This window comes from Paraclostridium benzoelyticum (assembly GCF_001006285.1).
GTDB classification, from domain to species: Bacteria; Bacillota; Clostridia; order Peptostreptococcales; family Peptostreptococcaceae; genus Paraclostridium; species Paraclostridium benzoelyticum.
In genome coordinates, this window is the sequence record NZ_LBBT01000129.1 from 1 (window position 1) to 15,474 (window position 15,474).

Consider the following 15,474-nt stretch of genomic DNA (forward strand, 5'->3'; position numbering starts at 1 on the left):
GGTTTTACTGGAGGTTCTACTGGTTTTTCCGGTGTTATTGGTTCATCAGGTTTTACTGGAGGTTCTACTGGTTTTTCCGGTGTTATCGGTTCCTCAGGCTTTACTGAAGGTTTTACTTGATTTTGTTGTTCATTTGTAGGTTTATACTGAGAATTTATTGATGTTTGCTCATTTGAATTTTTATTGACGTAATAATCTTTTTTATATTTTTTTTCATTTTTATTAGATTTGTCCGTAGTTTCATCTTCTTTAACGATTTCCTCTTTTTTATTTTCTTGTTTATTAGTCTTATCTTCACTATTTTTTAAGACTACTTCTTGCTGCTCTATCCTTTTATATTCTTCATTTGCAAGAATTGGAGCTTGTGATAAAGTAAACCCTGAAACTAGTGCAGTTGTTAAAATTGTTGAGGCTACTACAACTTTTCCTTCTTTATTCATTTGTTAACTCCTTTGCTTAATATTATTCTATTTGTTTTATAGTATCTATTCACTTAAATTGGATGCTTTTCCTTTAGTTAAATTCCTTCATATTTTTCACTAGTTTCTCATAATTTGTGGATTTATTTTATATCGTAAAGAAGGGTGTAGGTAGTTGACTCTTAACACCAAAGTCTTTGACTTTTAAGTGTTTTAAATCAACTACCTACACCCTTCTTCTTCTTCTTTTCCACAATAAGCATAGGGATATAGTTGTATTTTAGTTACATTTCAAGCGTCTTTTTGCTTGTGTAGCAAAATACATCCTCTTCTTCTTCTCTTCCACAATAAGCATAGGAATATAGTTGTATTTTAGCTACATTTCAAGCGTCTTTTTGCTTGTGTAGCAAAATACAACTATATCCCTATCTTTACTTATAACTTTAAATCTTTTACTGCTTCTCTTGTTACTACTAATTTATTTTCTACTTCTTCGATATTTTCTTTAGCCATACCTATAAATAGCATATCGATTATCGCAAGTTGAGATATTCTTGAGCTCATAGCTCCTTCTCTTAAAGATTTTTCTACATAAGGAACCTTTAATGTTATATCAGATAAATCTTCCAATTTATTACTTATGCTTGCCTTTGTTATACTTATCACTGGAACATTATTTTTATTTGCATTTTCTACACACTTTATTACTTCTTTTGTCGTTCCCGAATATGATATTGCAACTGCTACATCTTCAGGCTCCATTAAAATAGATGAAGTAATTTGTAAGTGAGTGTCCACATGTGCTATACATCTTTTATTTATTCTACTTAATTTATAATAAAAATCTTGTCCTACTAATCCTGAAACTCCAACACTATATATATATATATTCTTTGCTTTAGAAAGTAACTCTATCGCTTTTTCTAAATCTTCTTCTTGAATTAAATTTACAGTTTTATCCATAACTTTATCAATCGATTTTTTTATCCCGTATATTATATCTGTTGTCTCAAGTTTTTTGTTTATATACTCAAAATCAGCTTTTTCTTTTATATCTCTTAAACTCATAGATAACTTTAACTTCATTTCATTTAAACTTTCAAAACCTAACTTTTTTGAAAATCTAATCAATGTAGCTGCCGAAGTATTTGTTATTTCCCCTATTTCTTTAGCTGATAAATTAATTATACTCTCATTATTAGAAAGTAAATAGTCAGCTATAAGCTTCTCGCTATCTGTAAAATCTTCATAATTTTGTTTTATATACTCTAAAATATTCATAACTTAAACCTTTCTAAAATAAAACTTTTTACCATCCTTTATATATTTTAATAGATAAAAGTCATCTTGTAAAACTGATGCTACTTTATTTATTCTAGCATCGTGAGCTTGAGTTGTAGTTAAAATTTGAAGCTCTCCCATATACCTCTTGTATCCTTCATTGTCTATAGTTATATCTCCATAATTTTTATCTACTGTATTTTCAGGTTTTATATTATTTCCATTTAATATTAACCTACTTTCACTAGCTCTTATAGCATCTCTTGCTCCATCAGTTCGTGAACTATATATTTCTTCTAATAATTTTAACGAAACTTTCTCTTTAGTATCTACTTTTATTCTTAATTCTACTCCTTCAGCAAAAAGATTAGCTAAATCATTTAACTCTTGTTTGCTTGGAAGTGAATCACCTATAAAAACTGACTGATTTCCTATTGCAAACAAATGATTTGCAGCTTGTCTTACATCTTTATTCCTATGATCTTCTAATGTTGGTAACCCATCTTTTAATGGACTTCTTTTTCTGTTATTAGATTGAACAAATGCACATACCTTTATTCCTCTATCATTTAAAATCTTATTCTTTTCTAACATACATTCCTCAGATATCCCTGTTCCGATTCTTGGGTAAAAGTTGTGAAGTGCATCTATATTTTCATAATTTGGAGAAAATTTATCTAAGTTTTTGAAAAACGATTCTGTTACTGTAGACGCATTTAATTGTATTTGTATACCATAATCATTTTTACCCATATTAGAGATCTCTTCTTCTGTATATCCAAAGTCAATTCTTATAGTTTTTACTCCCATATCTCTTAATCCTTTTAAATCCATGTTATCTAAATCTAAAAATTTAAAAGTATTTGGAGATATATCACTAATTATATCCATATCATATTGTTTTGCTAATTCAAAAAACTCTCTTACTTCAACTTTTAAAATATCATAATTAGCTTCTGGAATATGAAGCGATGTGAAAATCCTAGTAAATCCTAACTCATTAGCATCTTTTAATAATTGTATATTTTCATCTTTTGTATTATCTAGTCCAAAATAAACTGAAAATCCTAAACTCATAATTACTTCCTCCTCGTCATATAAAAACGGACTGACCTTATTTGCTGGGTCCAGATATAATGCTAATTTGTAGCGACCTTCAAAGCATCTTTTAAGCTTTGGGAGCACAACTTAGTATTATATTTGGAGTGCCCAAACCTTAGGTCAGTCCTTTACTATTTTTTATTCTACTGGATCTTCAAAGCCTAATAATTCTGTGAAGAAGTATCCACCTGCATACGATGCTACAACTCCAATTAAGAATACAAACATTTTCCCATCAGCTATTAATAGTGCAAGTGGTAATCCCGATACCCCCATTGCAACTGCTCCAACTTTGAAAAATGCCATTACCGCTCCACCTATTCCAGCTCCTAAGCAAGCTCCTAAGAAAGGTTTTCCAAGAGGTAATGTTACTCCATATATTAAAGGCTCTCCTATACCTAAAAATCCTGGTACTAATCCATTTTTTGCTGTTTCTTTTAATCTTTTATTTTTAGTCTTTTTAAAAACTGCTATTGTAGCTCCAACTTGAGCCATACCTGCTGTTGCAAGTATTGGAAGTAAAACTGTTGCCCCTGTACTTGCTATTAAATCTGCATGTATAGGCGTTAAAGCTTGATGCATCCCAGTCATAACTAATGGTAAGAATAGCGCTCCTGACACTGCTCCTGATATAACAGAAACTAGCATATTTCCTGATGCTACAGTATTTGCTACTACTAAACCTATTGAATCAGATATAAACCCACCTATTGGTTGTAGTACTAATAATGCAACTAAAACTGAAACTGTTAGTGTTACTAGTGGTGTTATAAATAAGTCTAACACATCTGGTACTACTTTTTTACACCCTTTTTCAATATAAACTGCTAATAGTGCAACTAATATTACTGATATTATTCCACCTCTACCTGGTGTTAATGTCATTCCAAATAAATTTATATCAGCAAGTACTGGAGATGATAAAATTCCTCCAAGTACTCCACCCATCATAGGCATTTGTGATCCAAATTCTTTCGCTGCATTTAATCCAACTAATACAGATAAAACTGAAAAAACTCCGTTTCCTATTAATCCTATTATCTTCGCTGCAGTTGTACTTGTATATGCTTCTCCAAAATATACTCCTGCAATATTATTAACTGCTAAAACTAACCCACATGCTACAAATAGTGGTATTAAAGGTATGAATATATTCCCAACTTTTTTAAGTGCATTTTTAAATTTCGTATTATTCTTTTCCTTTAATTTATCTTTTGTTTCTCTTATTGCATCATCACCTAGTAAAACTTTTTTACCAACTATCTTGTTAACTTCTTCAGTTACTTTATTTACTTTACCTGGTCCATAAATAATTTGTAATTGCCCCTCTGCTTGAACTACTCCCAGCGCACCTTCTGACTTTTTCAATTCTTCCATTTTAACTTTTGAATAATCAAATAGTTCAAGTCTACAACGTGTCATACAGTTTTGTACACTTTTAATATTTTCTTTTCCACCAACTAAGTCAATTAAATTCTTTGCTATTTCTTGGTTTGTCATTACAATTCCTCCTATTTATTTTTATATATTTTTAAGAGCTTTTGCTATATATCCATTATTCTTTTCTAATATTACTTTAGCTTCTTCTTTTTCTAAGTTTGACAAGATCATAAATATAGATAGCTTTACATCAAACCCAGTTTTCTTTAAAATAGTTTCTGCTTCTTTAAAACTTACTCCTGTCGCTTCACATACTATTTTTTTAGATCTCTCAACTAATTTTTCATTTGTTGCTTTCACATCTACCATTAAGTTTCCATATACTTTTCCCATTTTTATCATGCTTCCTGTTGACAGCATATTTAATACTAACTTCTGGGCTGTCCCTGACTTCAATCTTGTAGATCCTGTTACAACTTCTGCTCCAACAACTGGAGATATTGCTATTTTAGCTTCCTTTGCTACTTGTGAATCTGCATTACATGTAACTGATATCGTTAGGGCTCCTATTTCATTTGCATACTCCAATCCCCCTATTACATATGGTGTTCTACCTGATGCAGCTATACCCACTACCGTATCATTTTCATTTAAACTTTTATCCTTTAAATCTAATACAGCTAACTCTTTAGAATCTTCAGCACCTTCTTTAGCTCTAAATATAGCCTCTTGACCTCCTGCAATTAATCCTTGAACTAATTCTTCTGATACTCCGTATGTTGGAGGACATTCTGATGCATCTAGTATTCCTAACCTTCCAGAAGTCCCTGCTCCTATATATATTAACCTTCCACCTTTTTGCATTCTCTCTACTATTCCATCTATGGCTTCTGCTATTTGGGGTAGTTCTATTTCTATTGCATTTGCTACCTTTTTATCTTCTTCATTTATCATCTTAACCATTTCTAAAGTTGATACTTTATCTATATTTCATGAACCATTACTTTTTTTGATGATTTAATCCAAGGAGGAATTTTTAATGATAGAAGAGTTTAAAACATTTATAGCAGTTGTTGAACATCAAAATTTTACCAAAGCAGGTGAAAGTATAAATTTATCTCAACCAACAGTAAGTACTCATATAAAAAATCTAGAGAATTATTTTAATACAACTCTAATAAACAGATCTATTAAGCAGAAAAACATATCTATAACTGATAATGGATATTTATTATATAAAAGAGCTAGAGAAATAATAACATCTATAGAGTCAGTAAAGGATGAACTAAACAGTATTTCTAGTTCAATCAAAGGTCATATAAAGATAGGCGCTAGTTTAACTATTGCCGAATACTTTTTACCTAACTTCTTAGCTGTATTTTCTGAAAAATATCCAGATATAGAAGTAGAAATGCTTGTTGAAAATACACATAAAATTTGTGAAAAAGTAAAAAGTTCAAACCTAGATATTGGGTTGGTTGAAGGAAGCCTTACTTCATTTGATTTCAATCAAAAATTCTTCTTTGAAGATAGTATGATTTTAACATTTTCTCCAGATTTAGAAATTGATCCATTAAACTTTAATATAGATTCAATAAAAAATAAAAAATGGATAGTAAGAGAAGAAGGTTCTGGAACAAGAGAATATTTAAACATATTCTTAAGTAATAATAAAATAACACCTAGACAGATAATGGTATTAGGAAGTAATCATGCTGTAAAAGAAGCTGTAAAAAGCAATCTTGGAGTTTCAATTATATCTAAATTGGTAACAGACTCAGAAGGAGATTCTTTAGCAACTGTTAGTTTAAATGATACTTACAATAGATACTTCTCTTTTATAACACCAAAAGATATAAAACCATCAAGTACAACAACTTTATTTATAGATGAGTTAAATAAATTTTCAAATTTTGAAAAATAAAAGAAAATAAAAGACCTCGGAAATGTCTTATAACCAATACACTTCCGAGGTCTATTATTTAATTAATATACACTATCACTTTTAATTCATTTTCAAATTTCATAACTTATTTTATATTAATTGTATAACTACTATCTAAAGAGTCATAACTATAGACATATAAATAATATAAACCAGCATCTGCATTATAAGTATTTTTTAATAAATTATTTTCAATGCTAGGATAAGCAACATAATTATTTAAATCATCAGATTTATATAAAAGCCAGTTAAGTCCGTGATTGTCTATATTGTCTAAAACTATTTCTATGGTTTTAGGATCTTTAATTTCAAAAGAAAACACATCATTTGTATCATCTTTGCTTAAAGAACCCTTAACTTCTTTTTCTAAAGATATTGAATTAGCAGTTTCAAAGTTATCATTAGGCTCAGATTCTTTAATATCACCTTCTATAACTTCACCTTTTGGTAAAATACCAGTAAACACAACTTCAAATTCATATTTATTATTATTAACCTTGTAGTCAACAAAGTAATTAGTAACAGTCTTATAACCAGACCAAGGAAGTTTTTCTAAGGAATTTAAAAATTCATTAGATTTATTATTCATAGCTTCCCAATCTTTAGCTTCTCCTCTAGAAGTATCTCCTGTATAAGTTCCTGTTAAAGTAAATGTATCAAAAAATTCGCCTTTTTCTCTAACTATATTTACATTTTTTAATGGAGCTATATTTTTAATATCAGAAGAAATTTTATTTAAATCAATAGCATCATGAGTATCCAAATAATCATCAGAAACAAGTGGAACTGTCAAAGAATCATACTTATCAACTAAGTTTTGCATATGAGTTTGATAACCTTGATCTACTGTAGTACTTTTACTTAATGTTTCTATATAAGAATCATATCCAGATACATTATTAGATATAATGTTATCAACTAAATTATTAAATATATCTAATCTATTATTGTACATATAATCACAAAATGCAAAACCATAATAATAGAAATCCCAAGATCCATACTTAGAATGAAGTAATTTATCTGTAGAAAATCTCTTCGCTGGATCAGTTGCTAAACCAGAAACTTGAGATTTTCTAGGAAGTACATCATTATCTCTAGTAGACCCTGCAAAAAATTCTGCACTACCTTCTTCAAACCAAGTCAATCTCCAATCCTTACCTTGATAAAAATCACCAGTTCCCCACATACCAGGAACCATGTAACGACCTTGTAAATAATGACAGTACTCATGTCTAAACAACTCTTCTAGACTGAATATACTTTCCTCAGGAGTTCTTTCATAAGTAAAAAATGTGCCGTCACCTTCTATATACATACCACCATTATCAGTACTATATCCATATAGAGGTTGGTTAAGTTTGTATTCTTTAGGGCTATTATATAAAACCATAGTTAAAACATCGTCTGGATTTCCTTTTTCTAGTTCATTATCATTTCCTATAACTCTATGGAATTGCGCTTTTACTTCTTTAGATGCCCAATATAATCTTTGAACTTTTTCCTTCGTAACCTTATCACCAGTGCGTATTACCATAGATGAATCTTCAAAAGTATACACATTAGGTAAATAGTGTGATTTTCCCTCTTCTCTTATTTTATTAATATCTAGAACAGTTCCATCAACTAACTTCCCATTGAAATAATATGAAATAAAATCGACTGCATCAAAATATTGAATAGATAAATATGGATAAATTTCTAAACAGCTATCAAGTTTCTTTTGAATATTTGTTGAATTTGAATGGAAATTTGATAATTTAGCGCAATAATACATCCCTGCATTAATTAACCAATCATTATCATCAGTTACATTTGTTAATATAGCAAAGTTTGTAACAGCATCTATATATCCATCAACTTTAGAAAACCAAGGTGATTTATCTGCAGTTGTATTAGAGTGATACAAATAAGAATTTAAATCATATTCTATCCCCTTAGTGATTTGGAATACAGCATTTGTTTTTGAGTAATCTTTTAAATTAGCATCTAAACTGCTATTAAACTGATTTAAAATAGGCATACAATTGTTCACAACATCAACATTGCAAGCACTATTTCCAATTAACATACCCAAAGACTGAATAACATTATTTTGACCAGACTCCCCAATCTTAAAATTAGGATTTTTCTGAATTGAAATCATGGCAGGAATACACTTTTCTCTATAAGATCTATCGTATAAATGACTAAGTGAATCGTTATAATAAGCTAAGTAAAAACCAGATCTTAAAACTTCTACCAAAGTAGGTATTCCTTTATCATCAGTAGCAGTATAAGTTGCTCCTCTATCTTCTAACGTCTTAATAATTGCATTAACACGAGCTTCATCATTATAAAATTTGTAAGCATCTTCATTATAAACAAAAATATCTTTTATTTGAAACCAATCTATCGTAACTAATAAATCTGTTAACTCCTTATAACTTAATTTATTAAGATCATTATAGGTATAAGTAGCAGACTTACTTAGCTTTGCAGACTTACCTGACTTAAGTGTTGCGTGTGTATCTTGCTTTCCTAAAGGCTCAATATTTGAATCTTTCTTGAACTGATTTTCCTTAGTATCGTGCTTAATCTTTTGACCTATATGGAAAGGCATAGCGTTTATATCACCTGGAATATTACTAGAACTAGGTGATTTAGTATTTGCAAATGAAATGAATGTTAAATTAGTTAAAACCAAAGCTAAAGCTAAAGTAAAAATCAAAAACTTAGAATGTCTCTTCTTCATAATGCCTCCTTATGCGCTTTAAAATATAATCTTGTAGACAAGATATACTTTTATCTATATGCGTAAATAAGGATAAGCGTTCCGAATAAAAAGAAGGTAATAAATGACTAATCATTTATTACCTTCTTTTTTCCCCATCAAATGTAGCTATCATTATGTTTTAATTGGAGTATTTATTATTGAATGAGCGTTAAAGACTGTATTTTCAGGTCTTTAGCGACTGAGATAATTAATTTTCCAATTAAACCCACTAATTATATTACATACCTAGTTCTTTAAATTCTCTACTTCCTGGTTTTATTAAATCTATCTCTCCAGCTTTACATAAAGGACATCCATCAGCTTCATAAACTTGTATTTCTAATTTTATTGCACTGTATATAGGCATTCCTATATCATGATTAGTTCTATCTGCTATACATGCAACCCCTATAACTTCTCCCCCTAAAGCCTCTAATGCTTTTTTTGTTTCTATTGTAGACTTACCAGTAGTAACAACATCTTCAGCTATTATTATCTTAGCCCCTGGCTTAACTTCAAATCCTCTTCTTAATTGCATTTCTCCATCTTTTCTCTCTGTGAACACAGATTCTTTTCCTAATTGTCTCCCTAATTCATATGAAACTATAACTCCTCCCATAGCTGGTCCAACAACTAAGTCTATTCCTAAATCTTTTATTTGATCAACTACAGTACTTAAGACTTTCTCAGCTTGATTTGGAAATCTTAAAACTTTAGCACATTGTACATATCTATTACTATGCTTTCCTGAAGATAATAAAAAGTGCCCTTCTAATAAAGCATCACATTCTTTTAATATTTCAACAACATTTACATTACTCATAATTATATTCTCCCTTATAGTTATTTTTTCTTTTCCTCATCCACAGTAATTTTAACTTAAGCTCAGCGCAGGATAATAAATATTTTGTTGAAGAAGCGTTAAAGACCATGTTTTTTAGGTCTTTAGCGACTGAAACAACTATTTATCATCCGTAGCTACCTCATTAAAATTACCTAAACTATACCTCTAATTTCATCTAAGCTTTTTATTCCTTCTCTATCCATATAATCTTCTATTCCTTTGATTATATCTAATCCAATTCTAGGATTTATAAAGTTAGCAGTTCCAACTTGTACGCAAGTAGCTCCAGCCATTATAAACTCTATAGCGTCTTGCCAATTAGCTATTCCACCCATTCCCATTACTGGTATATTTACTGCTTTACAAACTTCATGAACCATTCTTAAAGCTATAGGCTTTATTGCAGGTCCAGATAACCCAGCATATATATTTTCAAATACCGGTTTTTTCTTATTTATATCTATAGCCATAGCTTTGAAAGTATTAACTAATGATATTCCATCTGCGCCTTCTTCCTCACATACCTTTGCCATCCCCACTATATCTTCAGCATTAGGTGATAACTTTACAACTAATGGTAGTTTAGTTTTTGCTCTTACAGCTCTTACAACTTCCCTTGCAACCTCATTTTTTATCCCAAAGGCTATACCTCCTGCCTTAACATTTGGACAAGAAATATTTAATTCTATCATATCTATAGGTTGGTCGTTTAGTAACTCTACACCGCTTATATAGTCATCTAATGTTCCTCCACCTAAATTTGCAATTCTAACCGTATCTAGTTCTTTAAAAAACTGAAGTTCATTTTCTATGAAACCTCTTACTCCAGGATTTTCAAGTCCTACGCTATTCATCATCCCTGATGGAGTTTCATGAACTCTCATCCCTTTATTTCCATCTCTTTTTTCCAATGTAAGCCCTTTGCTACTTATTCCACCCAATTTTTCTATATCATAAATTTCTGCATATTCTTTTCCAAATCCAAAAGTCCCCGATGCCATAACTAAAGGATTTTTAAATTCTATATTTCCGAATTTAACATTTAAATTAGCCATTGAATATCACGTCCTCTCCCCAGAACACTGGACCATCTTTGCATGTTTTTTTATTTCCAAATTTAGTTTTACAAGTACAAACTAAGCAAGCTCCTACCCCACATGCCATATGATTTTCTAAAGATACCATTATTTTTGTATTAGTTCCTTCTGTCATCTTTACTAACTTTTCCATCATGGGTGTAGGCCCACAAGTTAATATATAATCATATTTTTCTACATCTAATATATCTGTAACAAAAGTGTCTCCTATAGCTATGTTTACTTCATTACATACTTCACTGTATTCTTCTTCTAATATAGCTTCTTTTCTGAATCCTAGATATGCATCACAGTTTTCAATGTTCTTAGCTACTAGGTATAGTGGAGCTATACCTATTCCTCCTCCTACTAACGCAACCTTCCCTTTTACATTTTCATATCCATTTCCATAAGGGCCTTCCAATTTAATTTCATCATTCACTCTTAAATTGCTTAATATTTTAGTTCCTTCTCCCACAACTTTGTATAAAAAAGATATACTATCTTCATTTACATCATGAACACTTATCGGTCTTGAAAGTAATGGGTATGTATCCCAGGCTCTAAGCATGTAAAATTGACCCATCTTAGCTTCAAATTTACCCTCTACCTTCATAAAATACATATCTTCGCCTATATATTTATTTTCTAAAATTTTGTACATTATTGCATATCCCCCTTTACGTCATACATAACTCTTCCATCTCTTATAGTCATTATTATTTTCCCTCTAACTTTTTGACCATCAAATGGATTGTTTTTTCCTTTAGATACAAACTTAGATACATCTATAACTTCTTCTTGTTCCGGATCTACTATAACTAAGTCCGCTCTTAAACCTTCTTTTATTAATCCTTGATTTAACCCTAGTAATTTAGCAGGATTTGCACTCATCATCTCACTTAATTTATTTAAAGATATATTATTTTCATTAAATACTTTGTTTACCATTTGGAATGCAACTTCTATATTAGATATTCCAGGAGCTCCCTTTTCTTTGTCTTCTTTTGTATGAGGGGCATGATCCGTTCCTATCATATCTATATATCCATCTTTTATTCCTTGAATTAAGTGTTTCATGTCTTCTTCCTCTGCAAAAGCTGGGTTAACTCTATATTCTAATCCATATCCGAATATATGATGAGGTCCTACCTCACAAGTGAACTTATATCCATCATTTTTATACTTTTTAATTTCATCTAAAGTGTCTTTTAAACTTATATGACAGATATGAAGGTTTCCTTCAACCTCTTTAAGCATGTTCAAATCTCTTTTTACTATTTCAAATTCCGGCTGACAATGAGTTAGAACTTTAAAATCTAATTTTTTAGATAAACTAAGTGCATCTCTCATTATTTTTTCATTGTGAAGGGTGTATCCATCATCAGAGAATAAGTCTGTATACGTTCTCATTTTTTCTATATCTATAATTTCTTCACCTTCAAGGTTTTCTGTTATAGCGCAAACTTGCTTTATATCACATAAATCTAATTTCTTAGCTTTTCTTAACACATATTCCATAACCTGTTCGTTGTCACAAACTGGCTTAGTATTTGCCATTGGACAAAGCACTGTGAATCCACCTTTTAATGCTGCCTTTTGTCCTGTTTCTAAATCTTCTTTATGTGTTAACCCCGGGTCTCTTAAGTGTGTGTGCAAATCTATAAATGCCGGCATTAAAATCTTATTTTTTCCATCTATAATTTTTAAACCTTCAATATCAGTAGGATTTATGTTCGAGTCCATTTTAGAAATCTTACCATTTTCAACAAGTAAATCTCCTTTAAAGTTCATACTAGAATCAATCATTTTTACGTTTTTTATAAGAAGTTTACTCATTTTTATCTACCCCCAGAAGTTTCATTATTAATGCCATTCTAACGTACATTCCATATTTTGCTTGATCGAAGTATACCGCTCTATTATCTTTATCTACCTCTGTATCAATTTCATTCACTCTTGGTAATGGATGCATAACTAACATATCTGGTTTAGCTTTTTTCATTTTTTCTGTTGTTAATATATAATAATCTTTAAGTCTTTCATATTGTTCTTGATCTTCAAATCTTTCTCTTTGGACTCTAGTCATATAAAGAACATCTAAGTCTTCTATAACCTCATCTAAGCTATTAGTTTCCACATATTCGTGCCCAGCTATAACTTCTTTTATATATTGAGGCATTTCTAACTCTTTAGGTGATATAAATACAAATTTAGTATTTTTATATCTTGCCATAGCTTTAACTAGTGAATGTACTGTTCTTCCGTTTTTTAAATCTCCACATAATCCGATAGTGTGATTTTCTAAATTTCCTTTAAGTGATTTTATTGTAAGAATATCTGTAAGTGTTTGAGTTGGATGTTGATTTCCTCCGTCTCCTGCATTTATAAATGGTACTCTAGCAAACCTTGACGCCTCTAAAGCTGAACCGGCTCTTGGGTGTCTCATGACTATAGCATCAGCATAACAAGATACTGTTTCCATAGTGTCTTCTAATGTTTCTCCTTTTGCTGTTGATGAAGAATTTGGTTCTGAAAAGCCAATTACCTTTCCACCTAATCTGTTCATTGCAGCTTCGAAGCTAAATCTTGTTCTTGTTGATGGTTCATAAAATAAAGTTGCTAGTAAATTACCTTCACAAACTCGTGAGTATTTTGACGGATTGTCAATTATATTTTGAGATAAAGATAGAATTTCATCTATTTCATTTATCGAAAAGTCTTCTGGTTGGATTAAATTTCTTCCCTGTAATTTCATATATGTTCCTCCTTTTTTAGCCTCTCTGGACTAAATTTAAAAGTATTTTAATTTTTTTCTTTTATAGAATATTATCACCTTTAAGAAACGATGTCAATATGAGTTTCAAAAAATCTAGGCTTTATTGAATATAAAAAAGGATGTATCTAAAACAGATAGCGAAAGCAAATATATATGTTTTAGCGACATTTCAAAGCATCTTTTCAGCTTTGATGGTGCAAAACATATATATTTGCTAAAGCGTCTATCTATTTTAAACTACATCCTTGTAAATTCTATACTATAATACTCTCTTAGCTCCTACGTAAGCTTTTTGCCAGTAAGATGAGTTTATGTTACTAACTTTAACAACATCTCCTGAGTTTGGTGCATGAACCATGTTTCCTCCACCAACATATATACCAACGTGGCTTACTCCTCCGCCACCAGTTGCGAAGAATACTAAGTCTCCTGCTTGTAAATTAGCTTTACTTACAGATCTACCAACTCCGTATTGAGAAGATGAAGTTCTTGGTAAAGATACTCCTGCAGCATTTCTAAATACATATGAAGTAAGTCCTGAACAGTCAAAGCTATTAGGCCCGAGAAGATGAAGTTCTTGGTAAAGATACTCCTGCAGCATTTCTAAATACATATGAAGTAAGTCCTGAACAGTCAAAGCTATTAGGCCCTTCAGCTCCCCATACATAAGGAGATCCTAACTTAGCATAAGCCATACTAACTACAGCAGAAGCAGCATTTGAGTTATTAGCTGGCGGTGCCGGTTTCTCTTCATTACTTGAGTTATTATTGTTATTATTATTGTTATTATTATTGTTATTATTATTGTTATTGTTGTTATTATTATTTGTATTTTCGTTATTCTCTACATTATTGTTGCTGTTGTTATTGTTTTCATTATTTTCTACATTACTGTTGTCATTGTCAGTTGTATTGTTGTCATTGTTTTCTTCAACATCATTGTTGTTATTGTTTTCGTTGTTTTCAACATTGTTGCTTTCATTTCCATTAGCAGCATCATTGTTTGTTGTTTGATTGTTATCAGATGCTTGTCCATTATTTTGATCTTTAACATCTGATTGATTATTTTCTTCTTCTACCACTGGAGCTTTATCAGATACGTATAAATCTCTTACAAATCCTTCATTTTCTCCATTTTTAACTTTTACCCAGTTACCTTCAGTTCCTAAAACTTGAACTTTTGTAGAAGCTGGTAAGTTATCTTTTATATCAGACTCTACATGAGCATCTTTTCTTAAATTTACTTTATCTGCTGTTATATAAGCATTAGCAGCTTTAACATCAACATATCTAGACGCTATCCATCCTTCAGTTTCGTCGTCTAATTGAACTTTATACCATCCATCCTGTTCTCCAACTATTTTAAATTGGTCACCTGAGTATGCTATAGTTTGAACTGATCCTTGCTTTCTTACTTTTACAGCTACTCCATCTTTAACTTCTGCAACTTTAAAATCTACATCTTTATAGTCTTTTAAATTTATTACATTCTTTTCATTAACGTCTTTTTTATCTGTTACCTTCTCAACTTTTGCATCGTCTGCATGCGCTATCCCGTTCATTGATAATGCCATAAATGATGCAAATACTGGTACTAATATTTTTCTCTTCATAATGTTTTTCCCTCCAAAAATTCACCATAAGTTTTCTTACGTGTTATTTTCATAGCTGAAACCTATGTAGGATAAAATACTAATACACAAGATATTTTCATTTTTGTATTTATATGTCACAACTCTGTAACCATTTTGTAAATAAATGTTACAAGTTATGTAGTATTCTTATATTAACAATATTTAACTTATATCTTGTATATAATATTTAAAAACTTATTATTTTATCCAAAATAACTTTTAATATACATTTTTATATTAATTATATACTATTTTTTTCA

Annotated in this window: 13 protein-coding genes and 1 pseudogene; 1 reads left to right on the forward strand and 13 read right to left on the reverse strand. The window is 30.4% G+C overall.

Going from position 1 to position 15,474, the window contains the following annotated elements; genetic code table 11:
- From VN21_RS19230 to murQ, 5 genes and pseudogenes are all read right to left on the reverse strand, one after another.
- Positions 1–440 (reverse strand): annotated as a pseudogene (locus VN21_RS19230) (hypothetical protein); the annotation flags it as partial.
- Between the two features lie 414 nt (positions 441–854).
- On the reverse strand, positions 855–1,700 hold the full coding sequence (locus VN21_RS05510) for a MurR/RpiR family transcriptional regulator (protein WP_046822424.1): 846 nt from the start codon (positions 1,698–1,700) through the stop codon (positions 855–857).
- A gap of 3 nt (positions 1,701–1,703) precedes the next feature.
- Positions 1,704–2,777, reverse strand: a complete 1,074-nt coding sequence (locus VN21_RS05515; protein ID WP_046822425.1) for a MupG family TIM beta-alpha barrel fold protein — start codon at positions 2,775–2,777, stop codon at positions 1,704–1,706.
- 162 nt (positions 2,778–2,939) lie between these two features.
- Positions 2,940–4,301, reverse strand: a complete 1,362-nt coding sequence (locus VN21_RS05520; protein WP_046822426.1) for a PTS transporter subunit EIIC — start codon at positions 4,299–4,301, stop codon at positions 2,940–2,942.
- Positions 4,302–4,322: 21 nt separating this feature from the next.
- Positions 4,323–5,168: an N-acetylmuramic acid 6-phosphate etherase gene (gene murQ, locus VN21_RS05525; protein WP_226896676.1), complete on the reverse strand. Its 846-nt coding sequence runs from the start codon at positions 5,166–5,168 to the stop codon at positions 4,323–4,325.
- Between the two features lie 52 nt (positions 5,169–5,220).
- Between murQ and VN21_RS05530 the strand changes: the two genes are divergently transcribed.
- On the forward strand, positions 5,221–6,105 hold the full coding sequence (locus VN21_RS05530; RefSeq protein ID WP_025161362.1) for a LysR substrate-binding domain-containing protein: 885 nt from the start codon (positions 5,221–5,223) through the stop codon (positions 6,103–6,105).
- 106 nt (positions 6,106–6,211) lie between these two features.
- Here the strand turns inward: VN21_RS05530 and VN21_RS05535 are convergent, their stop codons facing one another.
- From VN21_RS05535 to VN21_RS19300, 8 genes are all read right to left on the reverse strand, one after another.
- On the reverse strand, positions 6,212–8,860 hold the full coding sequence (locus tag VN21_RS05535; protein ID WP_052951988.1) for a collagenase: 2,649 nt from the start codon (positions 8,858–8,860) through the stop codon (positions 6,212–6,214).
- A 259-nt stretch (positions 8,861–9,119) separates the two neighbouring features.
- Positions 9,120–9,704, reverse strand: a complete 585-nt coding sequence (gene pyrE / locus VN21_RS05540; RefSeq protein ID WP_046822428.1) for an orotate phosphoribosyltransferase — start codon at positions 9,702–9,704, stop codon at positions 9,120–9,122.
- Positions 9,705–9,877: 173 nt separating this feature from the next.
- The gene (locus VN21_RS05545) at positions 9,878–10,780 is read right to left on the reverse strand and encodes a dihydroorotate dehydrogenase (protein ID WP_046822429.1); all 903 of its coding nucleotides are present in this window, start codon (positions 10,778–10,780) and stop codon (positions 9,878–9,880) included.
- Entirely contained in the window at positions 10,773–11,465 is a 693-nt protein-coding gene (locus tag VN21_RS05550; protein ID WP_046822430.1) for a dihydroorotate dehydrogenase electron transfer subunit, read from the reverse strand. Before VN21_RS05550 ends, VN21_RS05545 begins: the two co-directional genes overlap by 8 nt.
- Positions 11,465–12,640, reverse strand: coding sequence for a dihydroorotase (locus VN21_RS05555; protein ID WP_046822431.1), 1,176 nt, complete (start codon positions 12,638–12,640; stop codon positions 11,465–11,467). The genes VN21_RS05550 and VN21_RS05555 overlap by 1 nt, the downstream gene beginning before the upstream one ends.
- A complete protein-coding gene (pyrB, locus tag VN21_RS05560) occupies positions 12,633–13,559 on the reverse strand; it encodes an aspartate carbamoyltransferase (protein ID WP_046822432.1) in 927 nt (308 codons plus the stop codon). The genes VN21_RS05555 and pyrB overlap by 8 nt, the downstream gene beginning before the upstream one ends.
- A gap of 280 nt (positions 13,560–13,839) precedes the next feature.
- Positions 13,840–14,181 (reverse strand): C40 family peptidase, encoded by a 342-nt coding sequence (locus VN21_RS05565; RefSeq protein WP_200898155.1) that lies wholly within the window; start codon positions 14,179–14,181, stop codon positions 13,840–13,842.
- On the reverse strand, positions 14,135–15,193 hold the full coding sequence (locus tag VN21_RS19300; protein WP_052951989.1) for a C40 family peptidase: 1,059 nt from the start codon (positions 15,191–15,193) through the stop codon (positions 14,135–14,137). Before VN21_RS19300 ends, VN21_RS05565 begins: the two co-directional genes overlap by 47 nt.
- Between the last annotated feature and the right edge of the window lie 281 nt (positions 15,194–15,474).

Excerpts from the sequence above, each read along its gene's own strand:
- VN21_RS05550 (WP_046822430.1), bottom strand. The coding sequence starts at position 11,465 with ATGTACAAAATTTTAGAAAATAAATATATAGGCGAAGATATGTATTTT.
- VN21_RS05545 (WP_046822429.1), bottom strand. The coding sequence starts at position 10,780 with ATGGCTAATTTAAATGTTAAATTCGGAAATATAGAATTTAAAAATCCT.
- pyrE (WP_046822428.1), bottom strand. The coding sequence starts at position 9,704 with ATGAGTAATGTAAATGTTGTTGAAATATTAAAAGAATGTGATGCTTTA.
- VN21_RS05520 (WP_046822426.1), bottom strand. The coding sequence starts at position 4,301 with ATGACAAACCAAGAAATAGCAAAGAATTTAATTGACTTAGTTGGTGGA.
- VN21_RS05515 (WP_046822425.1), bottom strand. The coding sequence starts at position 2,777 with ATGAGTTTAGGATTTTCAGTTTATTTTGGACTAGATAATACAAAAGAT.
- VN21_RS05530 (WP_025161362.1), top strand. The coding sequence starts at position 5,221 with ATGATAGAAGAGTTTAAAACATTTATAGCAGTTGTTGAACATCAAAAT.
- VN21_RS05555 (WP_046822431.1), bottom strand. The coding sequence starts at position 12,640 with ATGAGTAAACTTCTTATAAAAAACGTAAAAATGATTGATTCTAGTATG.
- VN21_RS19300 (WP_052951989.1), bottom strand. The coding sequence starts at position 15,193 with ATGAAGAGAAAAATATTAGTACCAGTATTTGCATCATTTATGGCATTA.
- VN21_RS05535 (WP_052951988.1), bottom strand. The coding sequence starts at position 8,860 with ATGAAGAAGAGACATTCTAAGTTTTTGATTTTTACTTTAGCTTTAGCT.
- pyrB (WP_046822432.1), bottom strand. The coding sequence starts at position 13,559 with ATGAAATTACAGGGAAGAAATTTAATCCAACCAGAAGACTTTTCGATA.
- VN21_RS05510 (WP_046822424.1), bottom strand. The coding sequence starts at position 1,700 with ATGAATATTTTAGAGTATATAAAACAAAATTATGAAGATTTTACAGAT.
- VN21_RS05565 (WP_200898155.1), bottom strand. The coding sequence starts at position 14,181 with ATGCTGCAGGAGTATCTTTACCAAGAACTTCATCTTCTCGGGCCTAAT.